This is a genomic window from Pseudomonas sp. Tn43, from assembly GCF_014192635.1.
In the GTDB taxonomy this organism is placed as follows: domain Bacteria; phylum Pseudomonadota; class Gammaproteobacteria; order Pseudomonadales; family Pseudomonadaceae; genus Aquipseudomonas.
In genome coordinates this window covers 36,953-53,388 of record NZ_JACHYG010000006.1, presented here as the reverse complement: position 1 = coordinate 53,388, position 16,436 = coordinate 36,953, and the positions used below count along the sequence as shown (strand labels likewise).

Sequence of the window (16,436 nt, the reverse complement as noted above, 5' to 3'; positions counted from 1 at the left end):
TACCTATGGCTAGAGCTTTGTGGTGAGGTGAACGGAGAGAGGACGGGGTGATGTCCTCTCCACCAGACTGGCTGGCTTGCTCGCGGTTTCAGTTTGACTCGTATTGTCAGGACCGATCTTGAACCAGATGGCATACATCGCTGGCAGGAACACCAGCGTCATGATGGTGCCGACCAACGTTCCTCCGATCAGCGTGTAGGCCAGCGTCCCCCAGAAAACGGAATGGGTCAGCGGAATGAACGCCAGGATTGCCGCGAGTGCAGTCAGCAGTACCGGACGAGCACGCTGTACGGTGGCTTCGACTACAGCGTGAAACGGGTCCAGCCCTTCTTGCGTATTGTGATGAATTTGCCCTATCAGAATCAGCGTATTGCGCATCAAAATGCCCGACAGCGCGATCAGGCCGACCAGAGCGTTGATCCCAAACGGCTGCTGGAAGATTAGCAGCGTTGGCACCACGCCGATCAATCCCAGCGGCGAGGTGAAGAACACCATGATCATTGCCGAGATCGACCGCACCTGGACAATGATGATCAGCAACGTCAGGGCAATCATGATCGGAACCAATGGCACTATCGCTTGGCCGGCCTTGCCCGATTCCTCAATTGCACCCGCCTGCTCAATCCGGTACCCGGCAGGCAGTTTATCGATGATCGGCTGCAGCTCCTTCATGATCACGCTCGAGACGTCCGGTGGCTGCAAGCCTTCGGCAATGTCGCCGCGCACGGTGATCGTCGGCGTGCGGTCACGGCGCCTGAGGATCGGATCCTCCATACGCACATCCACCTTTCCGACCTGGGACAGAGGGATACGCTGACCCGCCGCTCCCACCAATGTGAAACCTTCAATCCGAGCCGGATCAAGGCGGATGTCACCCGCGGCGCGACCCACCACCTGCACTGAACGAATGTCTTCGCGAACCGCGGTGATCGGCACCCCGGTCAGCAGGAATTGCAACTGCTGGGCGACCGCACTGGATGTCAGTCCAACCGCCTGCAAGCGATCCTGATCCAGGCTGAAATGCAGCGTCGGCGTCAGAGGCCCCCAGTCACTGTTGACCGTCCGCATCATCGGGCTGGCTTGCATGACCTCTTGGACACGGCCCGCAATCTCGCGCAGCTTCGTCGGGTCAGGCCCCATCACCCGGTAGGCAACCGGGTATGGCGAATACGGACCAAACACAATTTGAGATGCCCTGACCCGGGCCTCTGGGGCGAGGCCTGCAGCGACCGCTTCGCGAAGACGGAACTTGAGGGTTTCACGTGCCTCCTGGCTGTCCGTCAGCACCACGATCTTGGCGAACGATGGATCGGGCAGTTCTGGCGCCATCGCCAGGAAGAAACGCGGCGCGCCCTGCCCGATATAGGCCGTGACGATTTTTGCCTCTTCCTGCTTTTGCAGCCAGGCCTCGACTTTTGCCGCAGTGGCACTGGTCTGTTCGATGGAGGTTCCGTAGGGCATTTGCACCTCGACCATCACCTCGGGACGGTCTGAGGTCGGGAAGAACTGCTTCTTCACCAGGCTCATGCCCAGAACGGCCACGAAAAACAGCGTGACAACCGTACCGGCCACCAGCCATTTGCGGGCGATGACGCGTGTCAGAACCCGGCGGAAGCGGTTGTAATGGGGGGTGTTGTAGATGGCCGCGTGACCACCCTCGACTTTCTTGATGTTCGGCAACATCTTCACACCCAGATACGGGGTAAAGGCGACCGCAACGACCCAAGAGGCAATCAGGGCAATGCCCACGATCCAGAACATGTTGCTGGTGTATTCGCCAGCAGTCGATTGCGCGAAGCCGTTGGGCATGAAGCCAATCGCCGTTACCAGCGTACCGGCAAGCATCGGTGCGGCCGTGTGGCTCCAGGCATACGCGGAGGCTTTGATGCGGTCGTAGCCCTCCTCCATTTTCACCACCATCATTTCGATAGCAATGATGGCGTCGTCCACCAGCAGTCCGAGCGCCAGAATCAACGAGCCGAGGGTAATGCGGTCAAAGTTCTTTCCGGTGGCCGCCATCACCACAAACACGATCGCCAGCGTCAACGGTACCGCCGCTGCGACCACGAGGCCTACCCGCCAGCCCATGCTGAGAAAGCAAACAAGCATCACCACAAGCAGCGCGACAAAAAATTTGACCATGAACTCGCCAACGGCTGAGTCGATGTTCACGGCTTGATCAGTGACTTTGGTCAGCGTCATGCCCAGCGGCATGCTTTCATTTATCTTCGTCGTCTCGGCGTCCAGCGCCTTGCCCAGGTCCAGGCCATTCCAGCCCTCGCGCATTATGACCCCCAGCAACAAGGCCTCTTCGCCGTTATTGCGCACCAGGAAGGTGGCAGGGTCTTCATAGCCTCGCTCAACCGTTGCCACGTCCGAGAGCTTCAACGTGCGCCCCTGAATCGCCAGGGGCGTGTCACGAATTTTTTCCAATTTATCGAAAGCGCCATCCACCCGCAGGAAAACCTGTGGCCCGTTGGTTTCAATGGAACCGGCGGGTGTGAGCACGTTCTGGCTATTCAGCGCGGCGAAGATGTCCTGGGGAGAAACGCCCAAGGTGGCCAGTCGGTCGTGGGAGAAGGACACAAAAATGCGCTCGGCTTGCTCACCGATGATGTTGACCTTCTTCACGCCCGGCACATGCAACAGTTGTTGGCGCAAGGATTCAGCATCGCGCACCAGCAAGCGCTGCGACTCGCCCTTGGCTTTCAAGGCAAACAGCGCAAACGTCACGTCCGAATACTCGTCGTTGACCAATGGCCCGATCACACCCGCCGGTAGCTTGGTGGCTTCGTCGTCGAGCTTTTTGCGCGCCTGATAAAACTCTTCCTGCACCTGTGAGGGTGGCGTGCGGTCCAACAACGACACCATGGTGAACGCGAGACCGGGCCGCGTATAGGTTTCCGAGCGGTCGTACCATTTCAGTTCTTGCAGGCGTTTTTCAAGGGGTTCTGCTACCTGGTCCTGCATCTCCTGCGCGGTGGCGCCCGGCCACGCGGTAATGACCGTCAACTGCTTGACCGTAAACGGAGGATCTTCCGCACGCCCCAACTGGAAGAACGCCAGTGTGCCTGCAACAGCGATCAGAAAGATCAGAAACACCGTAATAGATCGCTCACGAACGGCGATCGAAGAAAGATTGAAGCGCCCCTCGCTCATGGACGCCCCCCGGCAACTTTTTCAGCATCCTGTTGAGGCAATCTAACCTCTTCGCCTTCGTGCAACAGATGTGCGCCTAACGCAACGATCTGTTCGCCGACCTGGAGGTCGCCCGCGACTCGCACTGAGTCGTCGCTCAAACCCAGGACTTGTACAGGTCGCCAGGCCACCTTCGCCGGTGTACCGGCAATGACCCACACGCCAGTGCCTTGGCCTGGGTCATAAACGGCAGCGATCGGTACTTGCAGCTCCTGCCCTTGCATGGTGGATTCAGCGATCCGAAGCGTGACGGTCGAACCGATCGGTGCATTGGCCAATGCGCCCTCAAGCACATACCGCGCCTCGAAGGTGCGCGTCATTGGGTCGGCCGAGTCAGACAGCAGCCTCAACTTCGCTGTCACAGCGTCCGTGGTATTGCCATAAAGCGTTGCCTGCGCGGTGGATCCTGCGGCAGGGCGCAACGTCTCGGGCAGGTGCACGATGGCTTCGCGCTGCCCTGCCCGCGCCAATCGAACCACTGGCTGTCCCGGGCTGACAACTTGTCCGGGCTCGGCGAGTGTCTCCACCACCACGCCGTCGGAATCCGCAAGCAGCACCGCATAACCGGAAGCATTACGGGCAACGTCAGCCTGCGCTTCAGCGGCGCTAAGCTGCGCCTTTGCGGTATCCGCTGCGGCTTTGATCTGGTCGTAGGCCGATGCAGAAATAGCGCCTGCGGCCACCAGACTGCGGTATCGCGCTTCGTCATCTGCTGTCTGTTTGGCTCGGGCCCGAGCGGCTATGACCGACTCTTGCTGTGCTCGCGCTTGCAGTCCCAAGTCGGTGGGATCGAGGCGCATGAGCGGCTGACCACGCTTAACGGTCTGGCCGGTATCTACCAGGCGCTCAAGGATCTTGCCCGAGACCCGAAACCCGAGATCGCCCTGCACACGGGCGGCCACCACGCCAGTGAAAGAACGTGAGTAGTCGGAGGAACCCTGAACCGTTCCAGGCCTTATCAGAGGGGCATGCGTGCGCGGATCGTCAGCACTGGATGAGTCACCACACGCCGTCAACACGAGAGGCAACAAGCAGGCCGCAATGGGGATGGGTCGAAGCCGGAGCATAGGTTCCCTTACTCGATCAGATAGAACAGGAATCCTATATTAGAATAGTGACCATAATTGTCAATGGTCACATTTGGAATGCTCAACTGCGGAGTATCAACACTGAAAGAGACTCAGCGTGTTGAAGCCCGCGAAATAAGTCATAGCGCCATAATCGCCCATTTCTCTTGCCTTCAACGATCTCATCGCGAACGCCAGGGTCGCGCAGTTCAGCCAAGAACCTCAAGTTGACAGAGAGTGACCGTGACGTACTATAGTCACCAACAACATTCAGCTCCAGGAATTCTCGATGCTCTCCCTCCGCCTCGCTCTATTGGTAAGCGCTAGCTTGATGGCAGGCTGCGCGGTCGGTCCGGACTATCAGCGTCCGGACGTTCCGCTTTCAGACCGCTACATGGGTCAGACTATTGTCGAACAGAGGCCTGGGCCGAGGCAGGCCGGTCTTGTTGACTGGTGGGAAGGCTTTGGTGATCCACAGCTTGCCGACTTCGTCTCTAAAGCACTCGAACAAAACCTGGACCTGGCGCAAGCGTCGGCGCGAGTCACACAAGCGCGGGCAGGACTTGGCGCCGCAAATGCCGCTTTACTGCCCTCAGGAAACATCAGTGGCCAGGCTGCGCGCTCCTACCAGTCCATCGAGACGCCACTGGGCCAAGTGTTGAACTCGACACCTGACTTCGATCGGTACGCAAGTTCCTACGAGCTCGACCTTGATGCCAGCTGGGAGATCGATATCTTTGGCGGGCTGCGACGCGGACGGGAGGCTGCATTAGCCGAGTATCAGGCTGCCGAAGCGGGCGCCGTCGCCACACGCCTGGCCATCGCCGCGCAGACCGCCGACACCTACATCATCATCCGTGGATTACAGTCGCGCCTGGACATAGCGAACCGACAAGTCACAACGCAGGAGGAGCTGTTGAAGAAAGTCCAACTGCTTTATGGCAAAGGCCTCGCCGCCCACTATGAAGTTCGCCAAACGGAGGGCGCGCTGTCGCAAGTCCAAGCGACAGTGCCAGCTCTGCAAACGGGTCTGGATGAAGCCATGAACGCACTGGATATCTTACTCGGCACGCCACCAGGCACTCATAGAACGCAACTAGCAAGTACTGGCCACATTCCTCTAGCGCCCCAGTTAAAAACCACTGGAGCACCCGCCGAACTGTTACGCCGCCGACCAGATCTCATTGTGGCCGAGCGCCGCCTTGCAGCCTCCAACGCACGCATCGGGGAGGCAATCGCTGAGTACTATCCGAAATTTTCCCTTGGCGCATTGCTAGGCAGTGCAACGGCCGTATCCAGCGGCAACCTTTTTAGCGGTGGTGCCAGCCAGTCCACAGGCGTATTGGGTTTGCGCTGGAGACTCTTCGACTTCGGTCGCATAAACGCCCAAATCGACCAAGCCAAAGGACAGGAAGCCGAAGCCCTGGCCGCTTACCGCCAGTCAGTGTTACGCGCCACCGAGGATGTCGAAAACGCCTTCTCCGCGCTGGTGAATCGGGAAGCGCAAGCAACCCTCCTCACCCGAGGAGAGGAATCACTGACACAGGCTCGCCAGTCATCGTTCACCGCCTATGAAATGGGCACAGCCAGCCTTATTGATGTTTTGCACGCCGACGAGACAATGCTGCAGGCCTCCGATACGCGGGCGCAAGCCAGAACAGAATCGGCCAGGGCCGCGGTCGCGGCATTTCGAGCGCTTGGAGGTGGCTGGCAGGCTCCCCAAGCCCAACCTATGACGAGTACGGCAAATACTGGCGCTGAATCATGGCGATCCCACTAGAGGTAATGCACCCTGTTTTATTCAGGTGACTTTTTATACCAATAGTCACGAATCAGGCATCAGCGCCCTCTTCCGCTGCCCAGTGCAAGAACTGAAATTCGATATGATTTTTTGTCTCTCGCAGCAGGGCAGCGTGCAATGCTTTGCCCGTAATCATGGCATGAGGCTACGCAATATCAGGTTGGAGGTGAGCGTTGGCGCCTCTTCGATGAAATCGAGATTGAACTGCAGCAGCAAAGGGTTGACGAAAGGTCGCAGCGCAAGATGTATTGAATTGACCGTCTCGTCTAAAGGAGTCTTGCGTTCAAATTCGTTGTTTTCCCGTCCCTCCCGCACGATCTGCGACACAAAACCCTTGATCTGTGCGTCGTAAACCTGCGAACTCGGCCAGCTTTCCAATGCAGCAAACGCCGCGATGTCGTAAAGCTTTCGGTCGTTAAAGAACAGGCTTACGCCTGTGGAGATCAGGGTTTTGACCAGACGTCGGAAGCGCTCCGTCGAGGAAATACCATCGACATTGATGGCATCCTCAACGGCTGCCACGATTTCCGCCAGGCAATTTGCGCAGATGGCTTCACCGATCGCCTGCTTGGAATCAAAGAACTTGTAGATGTAAGCCTTGGAGAATCCGATGGCCTTGGCCAGATCGGAAACCGTGGTTTTGCTGTAACCGTATTGGCTGAAATGCTCGTTGGCCGCCACGACAATCTGATTTCGAATGTCATGATCCGCTGGCCCCCGAACGCCGGGTGAAGGTATTGATGGCTGGTTCATATTTGTAGCTTACGCATCCATATGACGGTTGACAACTTGTGACCCATTTGTAATGCGGTCACAATCGGTTGATATAAAGGGTTTTGCCACCTTCCTGACTGAACTGCAGCCACAGCCAGAGATTGCCCATCGCACAGTTACAAAAAGCCCGAGACAGCAAGATTCTGCGATGAAGTGCCATTCAGGTTACGTGCAACGCTTTCGGCAAGCCTTCACACTGGATTGAAATGCCGGTAAGTAAAAGCCATTACAGCTACGACGCTCTCCTTGTAGGAGCTGTCGAGCCTGCGAGGCTGCGATCGGCTGCGCAGCAGTCGTGAAGCCGGCTGATGCGGTCTGCCTGACACACCGCGACCTCTGGTTTTACGACTGCTGCGCAGCCGATCGCAGCCTCGCAGGCTCGACAGCTCCTACAAGGCCGAGCGCAGCCTCGCGGGCTCGACTGTTGCTACAGATCGCATTACGCATTTTTTTGATTTTGATGAAGTTCAACTCATATCAAAAAAGGAAAAACCATCATGCGTCGCCGCCGCCAACATGACTCGCGCCGCCGTCGAGCGAAAATACCGCTGGTCTACGTCAATCGCCATCCGGACGAACGCGTCCTGCCCAAAGGCGTGGTCACGGTAACGTCCAACGGCGTTGAGGCCGGGCAACTGCAAATGCGTTACCTGGCTGACAAGATGGCGGGCAAAGGCAACATCGCGATCATCATGGGCGACCTGGCGCAGAACTCCACGCACGACCGCACCGAAGGCGTCAAACAGGTGCTCAAGGACTACCCCGGGATCAAGGTCGTCGAACAACAAAGTGCCGAGTGGCAGCGCAATAAAGGGATGGACCTGACCAGCAACTGGCTGCTGGCCGGCACCGGTTTTGATGCCATCGAGGCTAACAACGACGAGATGGCCATCGGTGCGGCCATGGCACTGCAGCAAACCGGCAAAGCCAAGGGCGAGATTGCCATTGTCGGCATCGACGGCGTGCCTGACGGTCTGGCGACCATCAAGCGCGGAATGCTCGTAGCCTCAGTCTTTCAAGACCCCAAAGCGCAAGCGACCAGCTCGCTGCAAGCAGCCATCAAGATAATCAAAGGGGAGCCGGTCGAGACGGATGTCTGGGTGCCCTTTCAACTGATCACGCCGGAGCAGGTAGCTGTATTTGAGCAGCATTATAAATAGCGTCAAACAGCTGCGTTAGTCGAGCTTGTTTATTGAGTACACACAGACGTTCAAGCAGTTTGATTGCTGCCCTTGATGAGGGGCAGCAATCGGCCTGTTGAACAAGCCGGATTTTCAGATCGCCGATGGCCCCGCAGCCTAACCCTTCTAGGCGGATCACAAGGATGATGATCCATCGCAAAATCTCCATAAGCGAGCATTGGAGCCCTGAGCCACACTCGACGAAAAAACCGGTTTTTTTCAACATCGCGGACGAGCAAATATATTCAGTTCCTCGCGCACGACCGGGATAGGGCTGAGCGAGCGATTGCCAAATCGGCGCGTCCGACGTCTTCAATGCCCGCGGATATAGCTTTCCAATTGCTGTATCAGGTCGGCTTGTTCTGCAATAGCCGCCTTTACCAGATCACCAATGGATAGCAAGCCCAGCAATTCTTCGTTTTCCACGACTGGCAGATGACGAAGATGGCTATCGGTCATAATACCCATGCAATCTTCAATGCGCTGTCGAGCGTCTACCGTTATCACAGGGAAACTCATGATATCCCTCACAGGCGTACCCGCCGAGGAGCGCCCCTGAAGTACCATTTTCCGCGCATAGTCTCGTTCACTGACAATACCGATTACCTTCCCGTTTTCTACGACAGGTAGAGCACCGATGTTTCGCTCAGCCATTAACCTGATCGCCTCCAACACCATTTGATCTGGCGCAATGGTGTGAACTTTTTGATTATGCACGGGCTTTAAACACAGTAATTGGGTCACTGTTTTCATAACGATCGTCTCTTGTTTTATTTTGATGCAAGCGCCTGCTAACAGGCGCCCTGGCCAGTCAATGATTCCGACTTCGTTCAACCGTTTTCGATGGCACTTCCAAAAACATTTTTTTGTAATCTGATGAAAAACGCCCCAGATGATTAAATCCCCACCGCATCGCTACCGCGGTGATGTTTTCATGACAACCACCTTCTAATAGCGCCTGCCTGACTGCTTCCAGACGAAACCGCTTCAAGTACAAAGCGGGAGATATACCGAAGTACTTCTTGAAGTCCTCGGAGAGTTTGAAACGGGATACGCCAGCCGCCCGACTGATTTCGTTCAGGTTCAGTTCGCCGCCAGCATTGTCATGCATAAATTGCTTGGCCTTCAGCAAATACGCAGGGCACCGTGTTTGCGAGATCCCCTCCAGTTCACTTGAGTAATTATTTGGCTGCGCCAGGATCAAACCTTTTATCAACGTCCGTTCAATGTCACGGACAATAGACACATGGCCAAAAAACTCTCGCCCCTGATCCAGTTCCATCAGCAAAAATTTAACCAGCCGCCACCATGCCGCGGGAGTTCCTTGATCTGTACTTATCCCTGTTTCGAAGACAATCGGTTGTGGGGCGGGTCGCTGTAGCAATTCCTCCAACACTTGATGCATTGCTACGCACTTGATCGCAACCTGAATTTTCCGACAGTTACCTGCAATGGCAAGTTCTTGCTGATCATAGGGCGAAACAATGAGCCCGTTGTTGCTATCGGACATCAATAATCCATTTGCTTTTCGCAACTCCTGTTGCCCACAGACCGGAAGACTGATGCTGTAGCTGTTGAGTACCGATGCATCAATATCGATAGTGACATCAGTACCGTATTCGATATAGCCAATCACCGTAGACATCGACTTCAGGACGTTTCCGTCATGCTGAAAATGAAGACGTTGCGCAGATGAGGTCTTTAGTTCGTGAGGGCCGCAAATGTTCGCCATCCAGGCCTGCGCACTCTGCAGGTCATGACGTACCGCATGGATGTCTTGAAATTCAGCATCAGCCCGAACATGAGTTTGCAGATTCATCACAGCACCCCGTTACAGATTAGTTGTAACCCTACTTTCTGCTCTCACATGCCTGCTATCCACATAGTGCAGAAACAATCAAAAAAACGCGAAAAAAAGCTTGCTTGAGCAGCGCTTACCCAAATCACTTCCCGAGCCCAAGAATCGGATAGATATCGCCTCGAATCCGGATAGCTGCACTGCACAGAAAGGCTTTCAATCAGGTTGAGCCTAAAACTACAAAAAGGGTGTACCTGATGAACAGCACTAGAAGCATTGCGCAGTGGCAAGACTACATTCAGGGTTGTCTGGATTTCCGGCCGGCTGAAGGCATATACCGTATCGCTCGTGATATGTTCACAGAGCCGGAATTGTTCGACCTGGAGATGGAACTGATCTTCGAAAAGAACTGGATCTACGCTTGTCACGAAAGTGAAATCGCGAACCCCAATGACTTCCTGACGATGCGCGCAGGTCGTCAGCCGATGATCATCACCCGAGATGGGAACAATCAGCTTCACGCGCTAATCAACGCTTGCCAGCATCGGGGCGCGACGCTGACTCGTGTCAGCAAAGGTAACCAGTCAACCTTCACCTGTCCGTTCCACGCCTGGTGTTACAAAAGTGATGGCCGCCTGGTCAAGGTCAAGGCACCGGGGGAATACCCGGAAGGTTTTGACAAGGCGACTCGCGGCCTGAAGAAAGCCCGGATCGAAAGCTACAAGGGCTTCGTCTTCATTAGTCTGGACGTTAACGGTAGCGACTCGCTGGAAGACTACCTCGGTGATGCCAAAGTGTTCTTCGACATGATGGTCGCGCAGTCCCCCACTGGCGAACTGGAGATACTGCCGGGCAAGTCGACTTATAGCTACGACGGCAACTGGAAACTGCAGCACGAAAACGGTCTGGACGGTTATCACGTCAGCACCGTGCACTACAACTACGTCTCCACGGTACAGCATCGCCAGCAAGTCAATGCCGCTAAAGGTGGCGGCTCCGACACACTGGACTACAGCAAACTGGGCGCCGGCGATGCCGAAACCGATGATGGCTGGTTCTCGTTCAAGAATGGTCACAGCCTCTTGTTCAGCGACATGCCCAACCCGACTGTACGCGCCGGTTATGCCACCGTCATGCCGCGTCTGGTGGAACAGTATGGCCAGCAGCAAGCCGAGTGGATGATGCACCGTCTGCGCAACCTCAACATCTACCCAAGCCTGTTCTTCATGGATCAAATCAGCTCACAACTGCGCATCGTGCGCCCAGTGGCCTGGAACAAAACAGAGATCACCAGCCAATGCATCGGCGTGAAAGGTGAGTCCGACGCGGACCGGGAAAACCGGATTCGCCAGTTCGAGGACTTCTTCAACGTTTCAGGCATGGGAACCCCAGACGACCTGGTGGAGTTTCGTGAAGCTCAACGTGGATTCCAGGCACGCCTTGAGCGTTGGAACGAAGTATCCCGCGGCAGTGAAAAATGGGTTGAAGGCCCCACACCTAACAGCGAGGTTCTGGGCATTAAACCGGTATTGACCGGCACCGAGTTCACCCATGAGGGGCTCTACATTAATCAGCACGGTTCCTGGCAGCGCTTCCTTCTGCAAGGCCTGGAACAAAAAGCCCTGAAGTTGAAGGAGGTGTGAAATGAGCGCACTACAACATTCCGTCGAGCAGTTCCTTTACCGTAAATCCGAGTTGTGCGATCAGCAGGACTGGGACGCCTACATCGCCCTCTTTGATGAACAGAGTGAATTCCATCTGCCGCAATGGGAGTCGGAGCATGTGTACACCACCGACCCCAAGCGCAGCATGTCGCTGATTTACTACTCGAACCGGTCCGGCCTTGAAGACCGGGTATTTCGCCTGCGCACCGGTAAGTCGGCGGCTTCAAACCCGATGCCGCGCACCCTGCATCAAATCAGCAACGTGCGAATCAAGGAGCTCGATGAAGGCTTGCTTGAAGTCAAGGCTGGCTGGGTCACGCTTTATACGCGTCAAGGATTGTCCGAGCAGTTCTACGGCCACGTGACCTACCACCTTAAAGCGGTCGCAGACAGCTGGAAGATCACTCGCAAGCACATTGTGTTGCTCAATGACACGATCAATTCTGTGCTTGATTTCTATCACCTGTGAGCTGTGGGGCACCTTGTCATGAACCATAAAGTCGCTTTCAGCTTCGCAGACGGCAAGACCTCGTTCTTCGAGGTCAAACCAAACGAACTGCTGCTCGACGCCGCGTTGCGTAATGGTGTGAACATTCCGCTGGATTGTCGCGAAGGTGTCTGTGGCACCTGCCAGGGCCGCTGCGAATCAGGTCAATTCACTCAAGACTACGTCGATGAAGAAGCATTATCTGAACACGATCTGGCCCAACGCAAAATGCTCTCTTGCCAGACCCGCGTGCAATCGGATGCTTCGTTCTATTTCGACTTCGATTCGACTTTGTGTAACGGCGGTGGAACCCAACTGTTACAAGCGGTTGTTACCGGTGTAGAGCAAGTGTCAGCCACCACCGCGATCCTTCATATCGACGCGTGTTCCAACAAGCAGCAACTGGATTTTCATCCGGGACAGTACGCACGTGTGCATGTTCCTGGAACCAGTGAGTGGCGCTCTTATTCATTCGCTAACCGCCCGAACCCCACTAACCAGCTTCAGTTTCTCATCCGGTTGCTGCCTGATGGAGTGATGAGCAACTTCATCAGAGAGCATTGCCAGCCTGGTCAACTCATTGAGTTCGAGGCACCTTTGGGTAGCTTTTATCTACGCCAAGTGACCAAGCCACTGGTACTGGTGGCAGGCGGCACCGGCCTGTCGGCGTTCCTCGGGATGCTGGATAACATTGCGGAAAAAGGAGGTTGCGGCCAGCCGATCCAGTTGTTTTATGGCGTTACGCAAGACAATGATTTGTGTGAACTCTCGCGGCTGGCCGGTTACCGTGAATGCATCGCGGACTTCGACTACCACCTCGTCGTCTCGAAACCATCCGCGGCATGGGCAGGCAAAACCGGGTGGATTCCAGAACACTTCGACCGCCAGCAATTGGAGGCTAATCCGTTCGATATCTACTTGTGCGGTCCGCCACCGATGGTGGAGTCCATCAAAACCTGGTTTGATGCCCAGCAGATTGAACATTTTCAGATGTACTACGAAAAATTCATCGAGAGCAACACCAAGCAGTGACGACTAAAAAAGGGGAAATAGCCTCGCGGCTATTTCCCCTTTTAATTTGTCTTTAATTGAACCTCGCACATCATTGATCAAAGCGTTCAGCCAGATGACACAATGCTTCGGCCTGACGTTGCAAGTCCTCGCTGATGCGTTTTCCATCCAGCGCCTTTTCGACACTGTCAGTCGACAGTTCAGCCACCTGCAATACCTGTTGCGACAAACTTTCCACCACTTGGGACTGTTGCTCCATGGCAGAAGCGATTTGCATGCCCATGCCGGAAATTTGTGCGAGGGATGAATTCACACCCGCCAGGTTGTTCTGCACCGAAGTGACTTCACGGGTGCTGTTTGAGGCAAACTCACGCCCGGCATCAGTCAGTTGCACCGTCAGCTCGGTGGCATCGCGCAGTTGCAGTAAGAGCGGTTGAATTTGTTGTGTCGCTTCCTGGGTTCGCGTCGCTAATTGCCGCACCTCATCAGCCACTACGCTGAAGCCCCTGCCCGCTTCCCCCGCCCTCGCTGCCTCTATTGCCGCATTCAGTGCCAGTAGATTGGTTTGCCCGGCAATCGAACTGATGATGTTGGTGATATGACTGATCGCTTCCGTAGAACTGGCCAATTGTTGAACGGCCGTGGCCGTGTCGCCCACGGATGTATTGAGCAATTGCATTGCCCTCAGGCTTTGACCGGATAGTTGCTCGCCATGGTTGGCCAGATCGACGGCCCGGGTAGTCGCCAGATGGGTGGCCTGCACATTGCCGGTAACTTCTTGAATCGTCGCGGCCAGCTCGGTGAGCGCTGTCACCGACAGATCGGTTTCATCGCGCTGACGTTCAAGGCGCAGGGTTTCGGCCTGGATCAGTTGCCCGAGCTCCAGCACCCGCTGCTGTACCACCAGACCGGTGCTGCCAATCCGCGACAGAGCACTTTGCAGACGAGCCTCTTGCGCGACCAAGGCCATATCCACTTGAGCTGCGGCACCGTGCTCGCGACTGTACATTTGCGCCATTAACGGTTCAGTGAATGCTTTGGGATGTGCAGAGAAAACACGCTGGAGAGCTCGAGTTTGTCGATACGCCTGAAAAGCCGCCATGGCCCCCAGCCCCACTACGATCAATGCGCTCTGAGCGACAAAAGCGTCCAGTTGCCAAAGCCCGGCCGACAGGACAAAACCTAAGGGCACCGCCGGTAATGCGCAGCCAAGCAAACGCCCGATATTCCATCGCACGACCGGATCCTGACTATTCAAGCGAGCATAGAGCTTTTGCGCACGTTCACGTTGTTGCTCGCTAGGTACGCTGTAAACCGCACCGTAGGCCTCTATGCCATCGAGGCCGAACACCGGTTTGATGTATACGCTCAACCAATAGGCTGTACCGTCCCGACGAAGGTTCTTGATCAGGCCCATCCAGGGCCGCCCTAGCTTTAACGTTTGCCACAGGCTACTAAAAACCTGTGGCGGCATTTCCGGATGCCGAAGCACGTTACCAGGTTGATCAGTCAGTTCTTGGCGTGAATAGCCGCTGAGCGCGACAAATGCTTCGCTGCAGTGGCTGATGCGCCCTCGCAGATCAGTGCGGCAGATCAGAACGGCGGTATCGGGTGATAAGGGAGATGCGGGCATGATCGAAAAGTCCCGGAAGCAGAAAAAAAAATGCCTGCCGCGTGGGGCAGGCAAAAGACCAAAGGCATCGAACGCCAAAGGAGCAGGAGTTTCGCGGTCTTAAAAGTGATGGATGTAACGCATTTGCACACGACTGCCGTCAGCACGGTTTTCTACGTCTTGCTCAAAATACGCATTCAAAAATACATGGTCATCCTTCGAGAAACTGTACATTGCACCCGGTCCGATGGCCCAGACCTTCTCTCGACGTCCAGACACTTCATGACCGTCCACTTTGGTATCGGTGATCTGCTTTAACCAATAACCGTTGATGCCCAGGCGCAGCTGTGGCGTGACGGCATACTCGGTTGCAAAGTTGGCGTGCAGAGCCTGTCCGGCCTGGATGTCGTCGGCATCGCCAAAACCTGGCCCCGGGTCGTTGTTTTTGCCGTTGTAGAGATAGTGCGCTCGCACCGACGCCGTCCATTTTGGCGTGAACCAATAGGTGCCCGCCCAATACGGATTAAACGACCAGGCATTAGCCCCGGGATTAACATCGTGTTTGCTATCGTATTTGCCGGTGGGCAAATTGACCTGCAATTCAATGCGATGAACGAAGCGCGGGCCATCGGGCCCCATAATCGGATCAAATTGAATCATCGGTCCCAACAGCAAATCACCAAAGCCACTTTGAGCTTTTATTGCTGCATTGTTCAGCCCGTCATCGACGTCCATCCGCGTCACAAAGGGCAGCAAGGCATTCATACCCAGTGCGGCATTACCTATGCGAATGTCGGACAAGTAAGTCAGTTGAGTGACGGCCACTTGATAATCCAGCTGTTGCTTGGGTAGCCCCAGCGCTTTGCCGTCTTTATCGCGCAGCCGATCGGCGCTGTAGCTCTGGAAGTACTCCTGGAAGTACCAACCTGATCCAGCGGGTGGGCCGCCATCGAGAAAACTGGTGAAGCCTAAATTGACCACGGGCAAGTCATACGCCTGCACCGTTTCAAATCCCGAAAAGCCAGATCCCAGAATGCACACCGACAGCAGTTTTATTTTTATTTTCATCACGCTCTCCACTTACAGCCAGGCTAAAGGTAGAGCAGTCGAAAGTTGCAATCTGCAGGCAAGGCCATCCGTTAACGTACAAACGCAAAATCCTCATTGCACAAGCAACAGTCAGACTCAACACCTTCAGGAAATACAGCGAATACTTGCGATCACACCGCAACTTTATGTTTTCAAGCGGTAACAAATACTTCGCCACTCTGAAGTAGCGGCGAAGTTCGGGGTTCTTAAATTATCGACTCAATCCTGGATGCTCCGACGCCACTCGATATTGTCCACAATGAAACACCAGCGGCTCGCCTGTGCCGTGGCGGTAGTGCTCGATCTGCCCCAGAAAAATCAGATGATCACCCCCCTCATACTGCGTAACGTTGCGGCAGACCAAGGTCGCGATCACGCCATCAAGAAGCGGTACTCCAGCCTCCCCGGCCTTGAATGCCACACCCGAGAACTTATCTGGCGCGGGCCGCGCAAAACGTCCCGAAAGATCGTGCTGATCAGCGCCCAGGATATTGATTGCAAAATGGCCACACGACAGGTAGTCCGCCAGGCTCGGAGCGTTGCGAGAAATACTCCAAAGCACCAGTGGCGGATCCAGCGATACCGATGAAAAGGAGTTAGCGGTCATGCCAACATTGCGCCCGTCAGGGGTGCGCGTGGTAATAACGGTCACACCGGTCGCAAACTTCCCGAGCAGATTACGCAGTTCGCGCGGGTCGCAGTCTTGTGCGTTGACCAGTTCGTGTTGGATAGACTCTGGACTAAATGCATTCAT

12 protein-coding genes and 2 pseudogenes are annotated in these 16,436 nt (G+C 55.4%); 5 read left to right on the top strand and 9 right to left on the bottom strand.

The features are described 5' to 3' along the window. Positions 1–9 precede the first annotated feature (9 nt). Together FHW68_RS16855 and FHW68_RS16850 are read right to left on the bottom strand one after the other, a co-directional pair. Positions 10–3,159 carry an efflux RND transporter permease subunit gene (locus FHW68_RS16855; RefSeq protein WP_183681536.1) on the bottom strand — a complete coding sequence of 1,050 codons (3,150 nt, stop codon included), beginning with the start codon at positions 3,157–3,159 and terminating at the stop codon, positions 10–12. Then, entirely contained in the window at positions 3,156–4,265 is a 1,110-nt protein-coding gene (locus FHW68_RS16850; RefSeq protein WP_095632632.1) for an efflux RND transporter periplasmic adaptor subunit, read from the bottom strand. The genes FHW68_RS16855 and FHW68_RS16850 overlap by 4 nt, the downstream gene beginning before the upstream one ends. A gap of 289 nt (positions 4,266–4,554) precedes the next feature. On the opposite strand from FHW68_RS16850, the gene FHW68_RS16845 reads away from it, so the two are divergent. Continuing rightward, entirely contained in the window at positions 4,555–6,045 is a 1,491-nt protein-coding gene (locus FHW68_RS16845) for an efflux transporter outer membrane subunit (RefSeq protein ID WP_183681533.1), read from the top strand. A gap of 153 nt (positions 6,046–6,198) precedes the next feature. On the opposite strand, the gene FHW68_RS16840 is transcribed toward FHW68_RS16845, so the two are convergent. Continuing rightward, entirely contained in the window at positions 6,199–6,819 is a 621-nt protein-coding gene (locus tag FHW68_RS16840) for a TetR/AcrR family transcriptional regulator (protein ID WP_095632634.1), read from the bottom strand. 525 nt (positions 6,820–7,344) lie between these two features. On the opposite strand from FHW68_RS16840, the pseudogene FHW68_RS16835 reads away from it, so the two are divergent. Continuing rightward, positions 7,345–8,000, top strand: a pseudogene (locus FHW68_RS16835) (substrate-binding domain-containing protein); the annotation flags it as partial. Positions 8,001–8,333: 333 nt separating this feature from the next. On the opposite strand, the gene FHW68_RS16830 reads toward FHW68_RS16835, so the two are convergent. Both FHW68_RS16830 and FHW68_RS16825 read right to left on the bottom strand, forming a co-directional pair. Then, positions 8,334–8,774 (bottom strand): CBS domain-containing protein, encoded by a 441-nt coding sequence (locus FHW68_RS16830; RefSeq protein ID WP_095632635.1) that lies wholly within the window; start codon positions 8,772–8,774, stop codon positions 8,334–8,336. A gap of 58 nt (positions 8,775–8,832) precedes the next feature. Then, a complete protein-coding gene (locus FHW68_RS16825; RefSeq protein ID WP_183681530.1) occupies positions 8,833–9,840 on the bottom strand; it encodes an AraC family transcriptional regulator in 1,008 nt (335 codons plus the stop codon). Positions 9,841–10,076: 236 nt separating this feature from the next. On the opposite strand from FHW68_RS16825, the gene antA reads away from it, so the two are divergent. From antA to antC, 3 genes are read left to right on the top strand one after another with little or no spacing between them, the layout of a single operon-like run. Then, positions 10,077–11,462, top strand: a complete 1,386-nt coding sequence (antA, locus tag FHW68_RS16820; RefSeq protein ID WP_183681527.1) for an anthranilate 1,2-dioxygenase large subunit — start codon at positions 10,077–10,079, stop codon at positions 11,460–11,462. A gap of 1 nt (position 11,463) precedes the next feature. Further along, positions 11,464–11,952 (top strand): anthranilate 1,2-dioxygenase small subunit, encoded by a 489-nt coding sequence (antB, locus tag FHW68_RS16815; RefSeq protein ID WP_183681524.1) that lies wholly within the window; start codon positions 11,464–11,466, stop codon positions 11,950–11,952. A gap of 18 nt (positions 11,953–11,970) precedes the next feature. Next, positions 11,971–13,002, top strand: coding sequence for an anthranilate 1,2-dioxygenase electron transfer component AntC (gene antC / locus FHW68_RS16810; protein WP_183681521.1), 1,032 nt, complete (start codon positions 11,971–11,973; stop codon positions 13,000–13,002). Between the two features lie 70 nt (positions 13,003–13,072). Here antC and FHW68_RS16805 read toward each other — a convergent pair whose 3' ends face one another. From FHW68_RS16805 to FHW68_RS16795, 4 genes and pseudogenes are all read right to left on the bottom strand, one after another. Beyond that, complete coding sequence (locus FHW68_RS16805) at positions 13,073–14,173, bottom strand: methyl-accepting chemotaxis protein (protein WP_409258760.1); 1,101 nt, start codon at positions 14,171–14,173, stop codon at positions 13,073–13,075. 141 nt (positions 14,174–14,314) lie between these two features. Next, positions 14,315–14,614: pseudogene (locus FHW68_RS27555) on the bottom strand (PAS domain-containing protein); the annotation flags it as partial. 99 nt (positions 14,615–14,713) lie between these two features. After that, entirely contained in the window at positions 14,714–15,661 is a 948-nt protein-coding gene (locus tag FHW68_RS16800; RefSeq protein ID WP_260296645.1) for a transporter, read from the bottom strand. A 232-nt stretch (positions 15,662–15,893) separates the two neighbouring features. Further along, positions 15,894–16,436 (bottom strand): flavin reductase family protein, encoded by a 543-nt coding sequence (locus FHW68_RS16795; RefSeq protein WP_007905566.1) that lies wholly within the window; start codon positions 16,434–16,436, stop codon positions 15,894–15,896.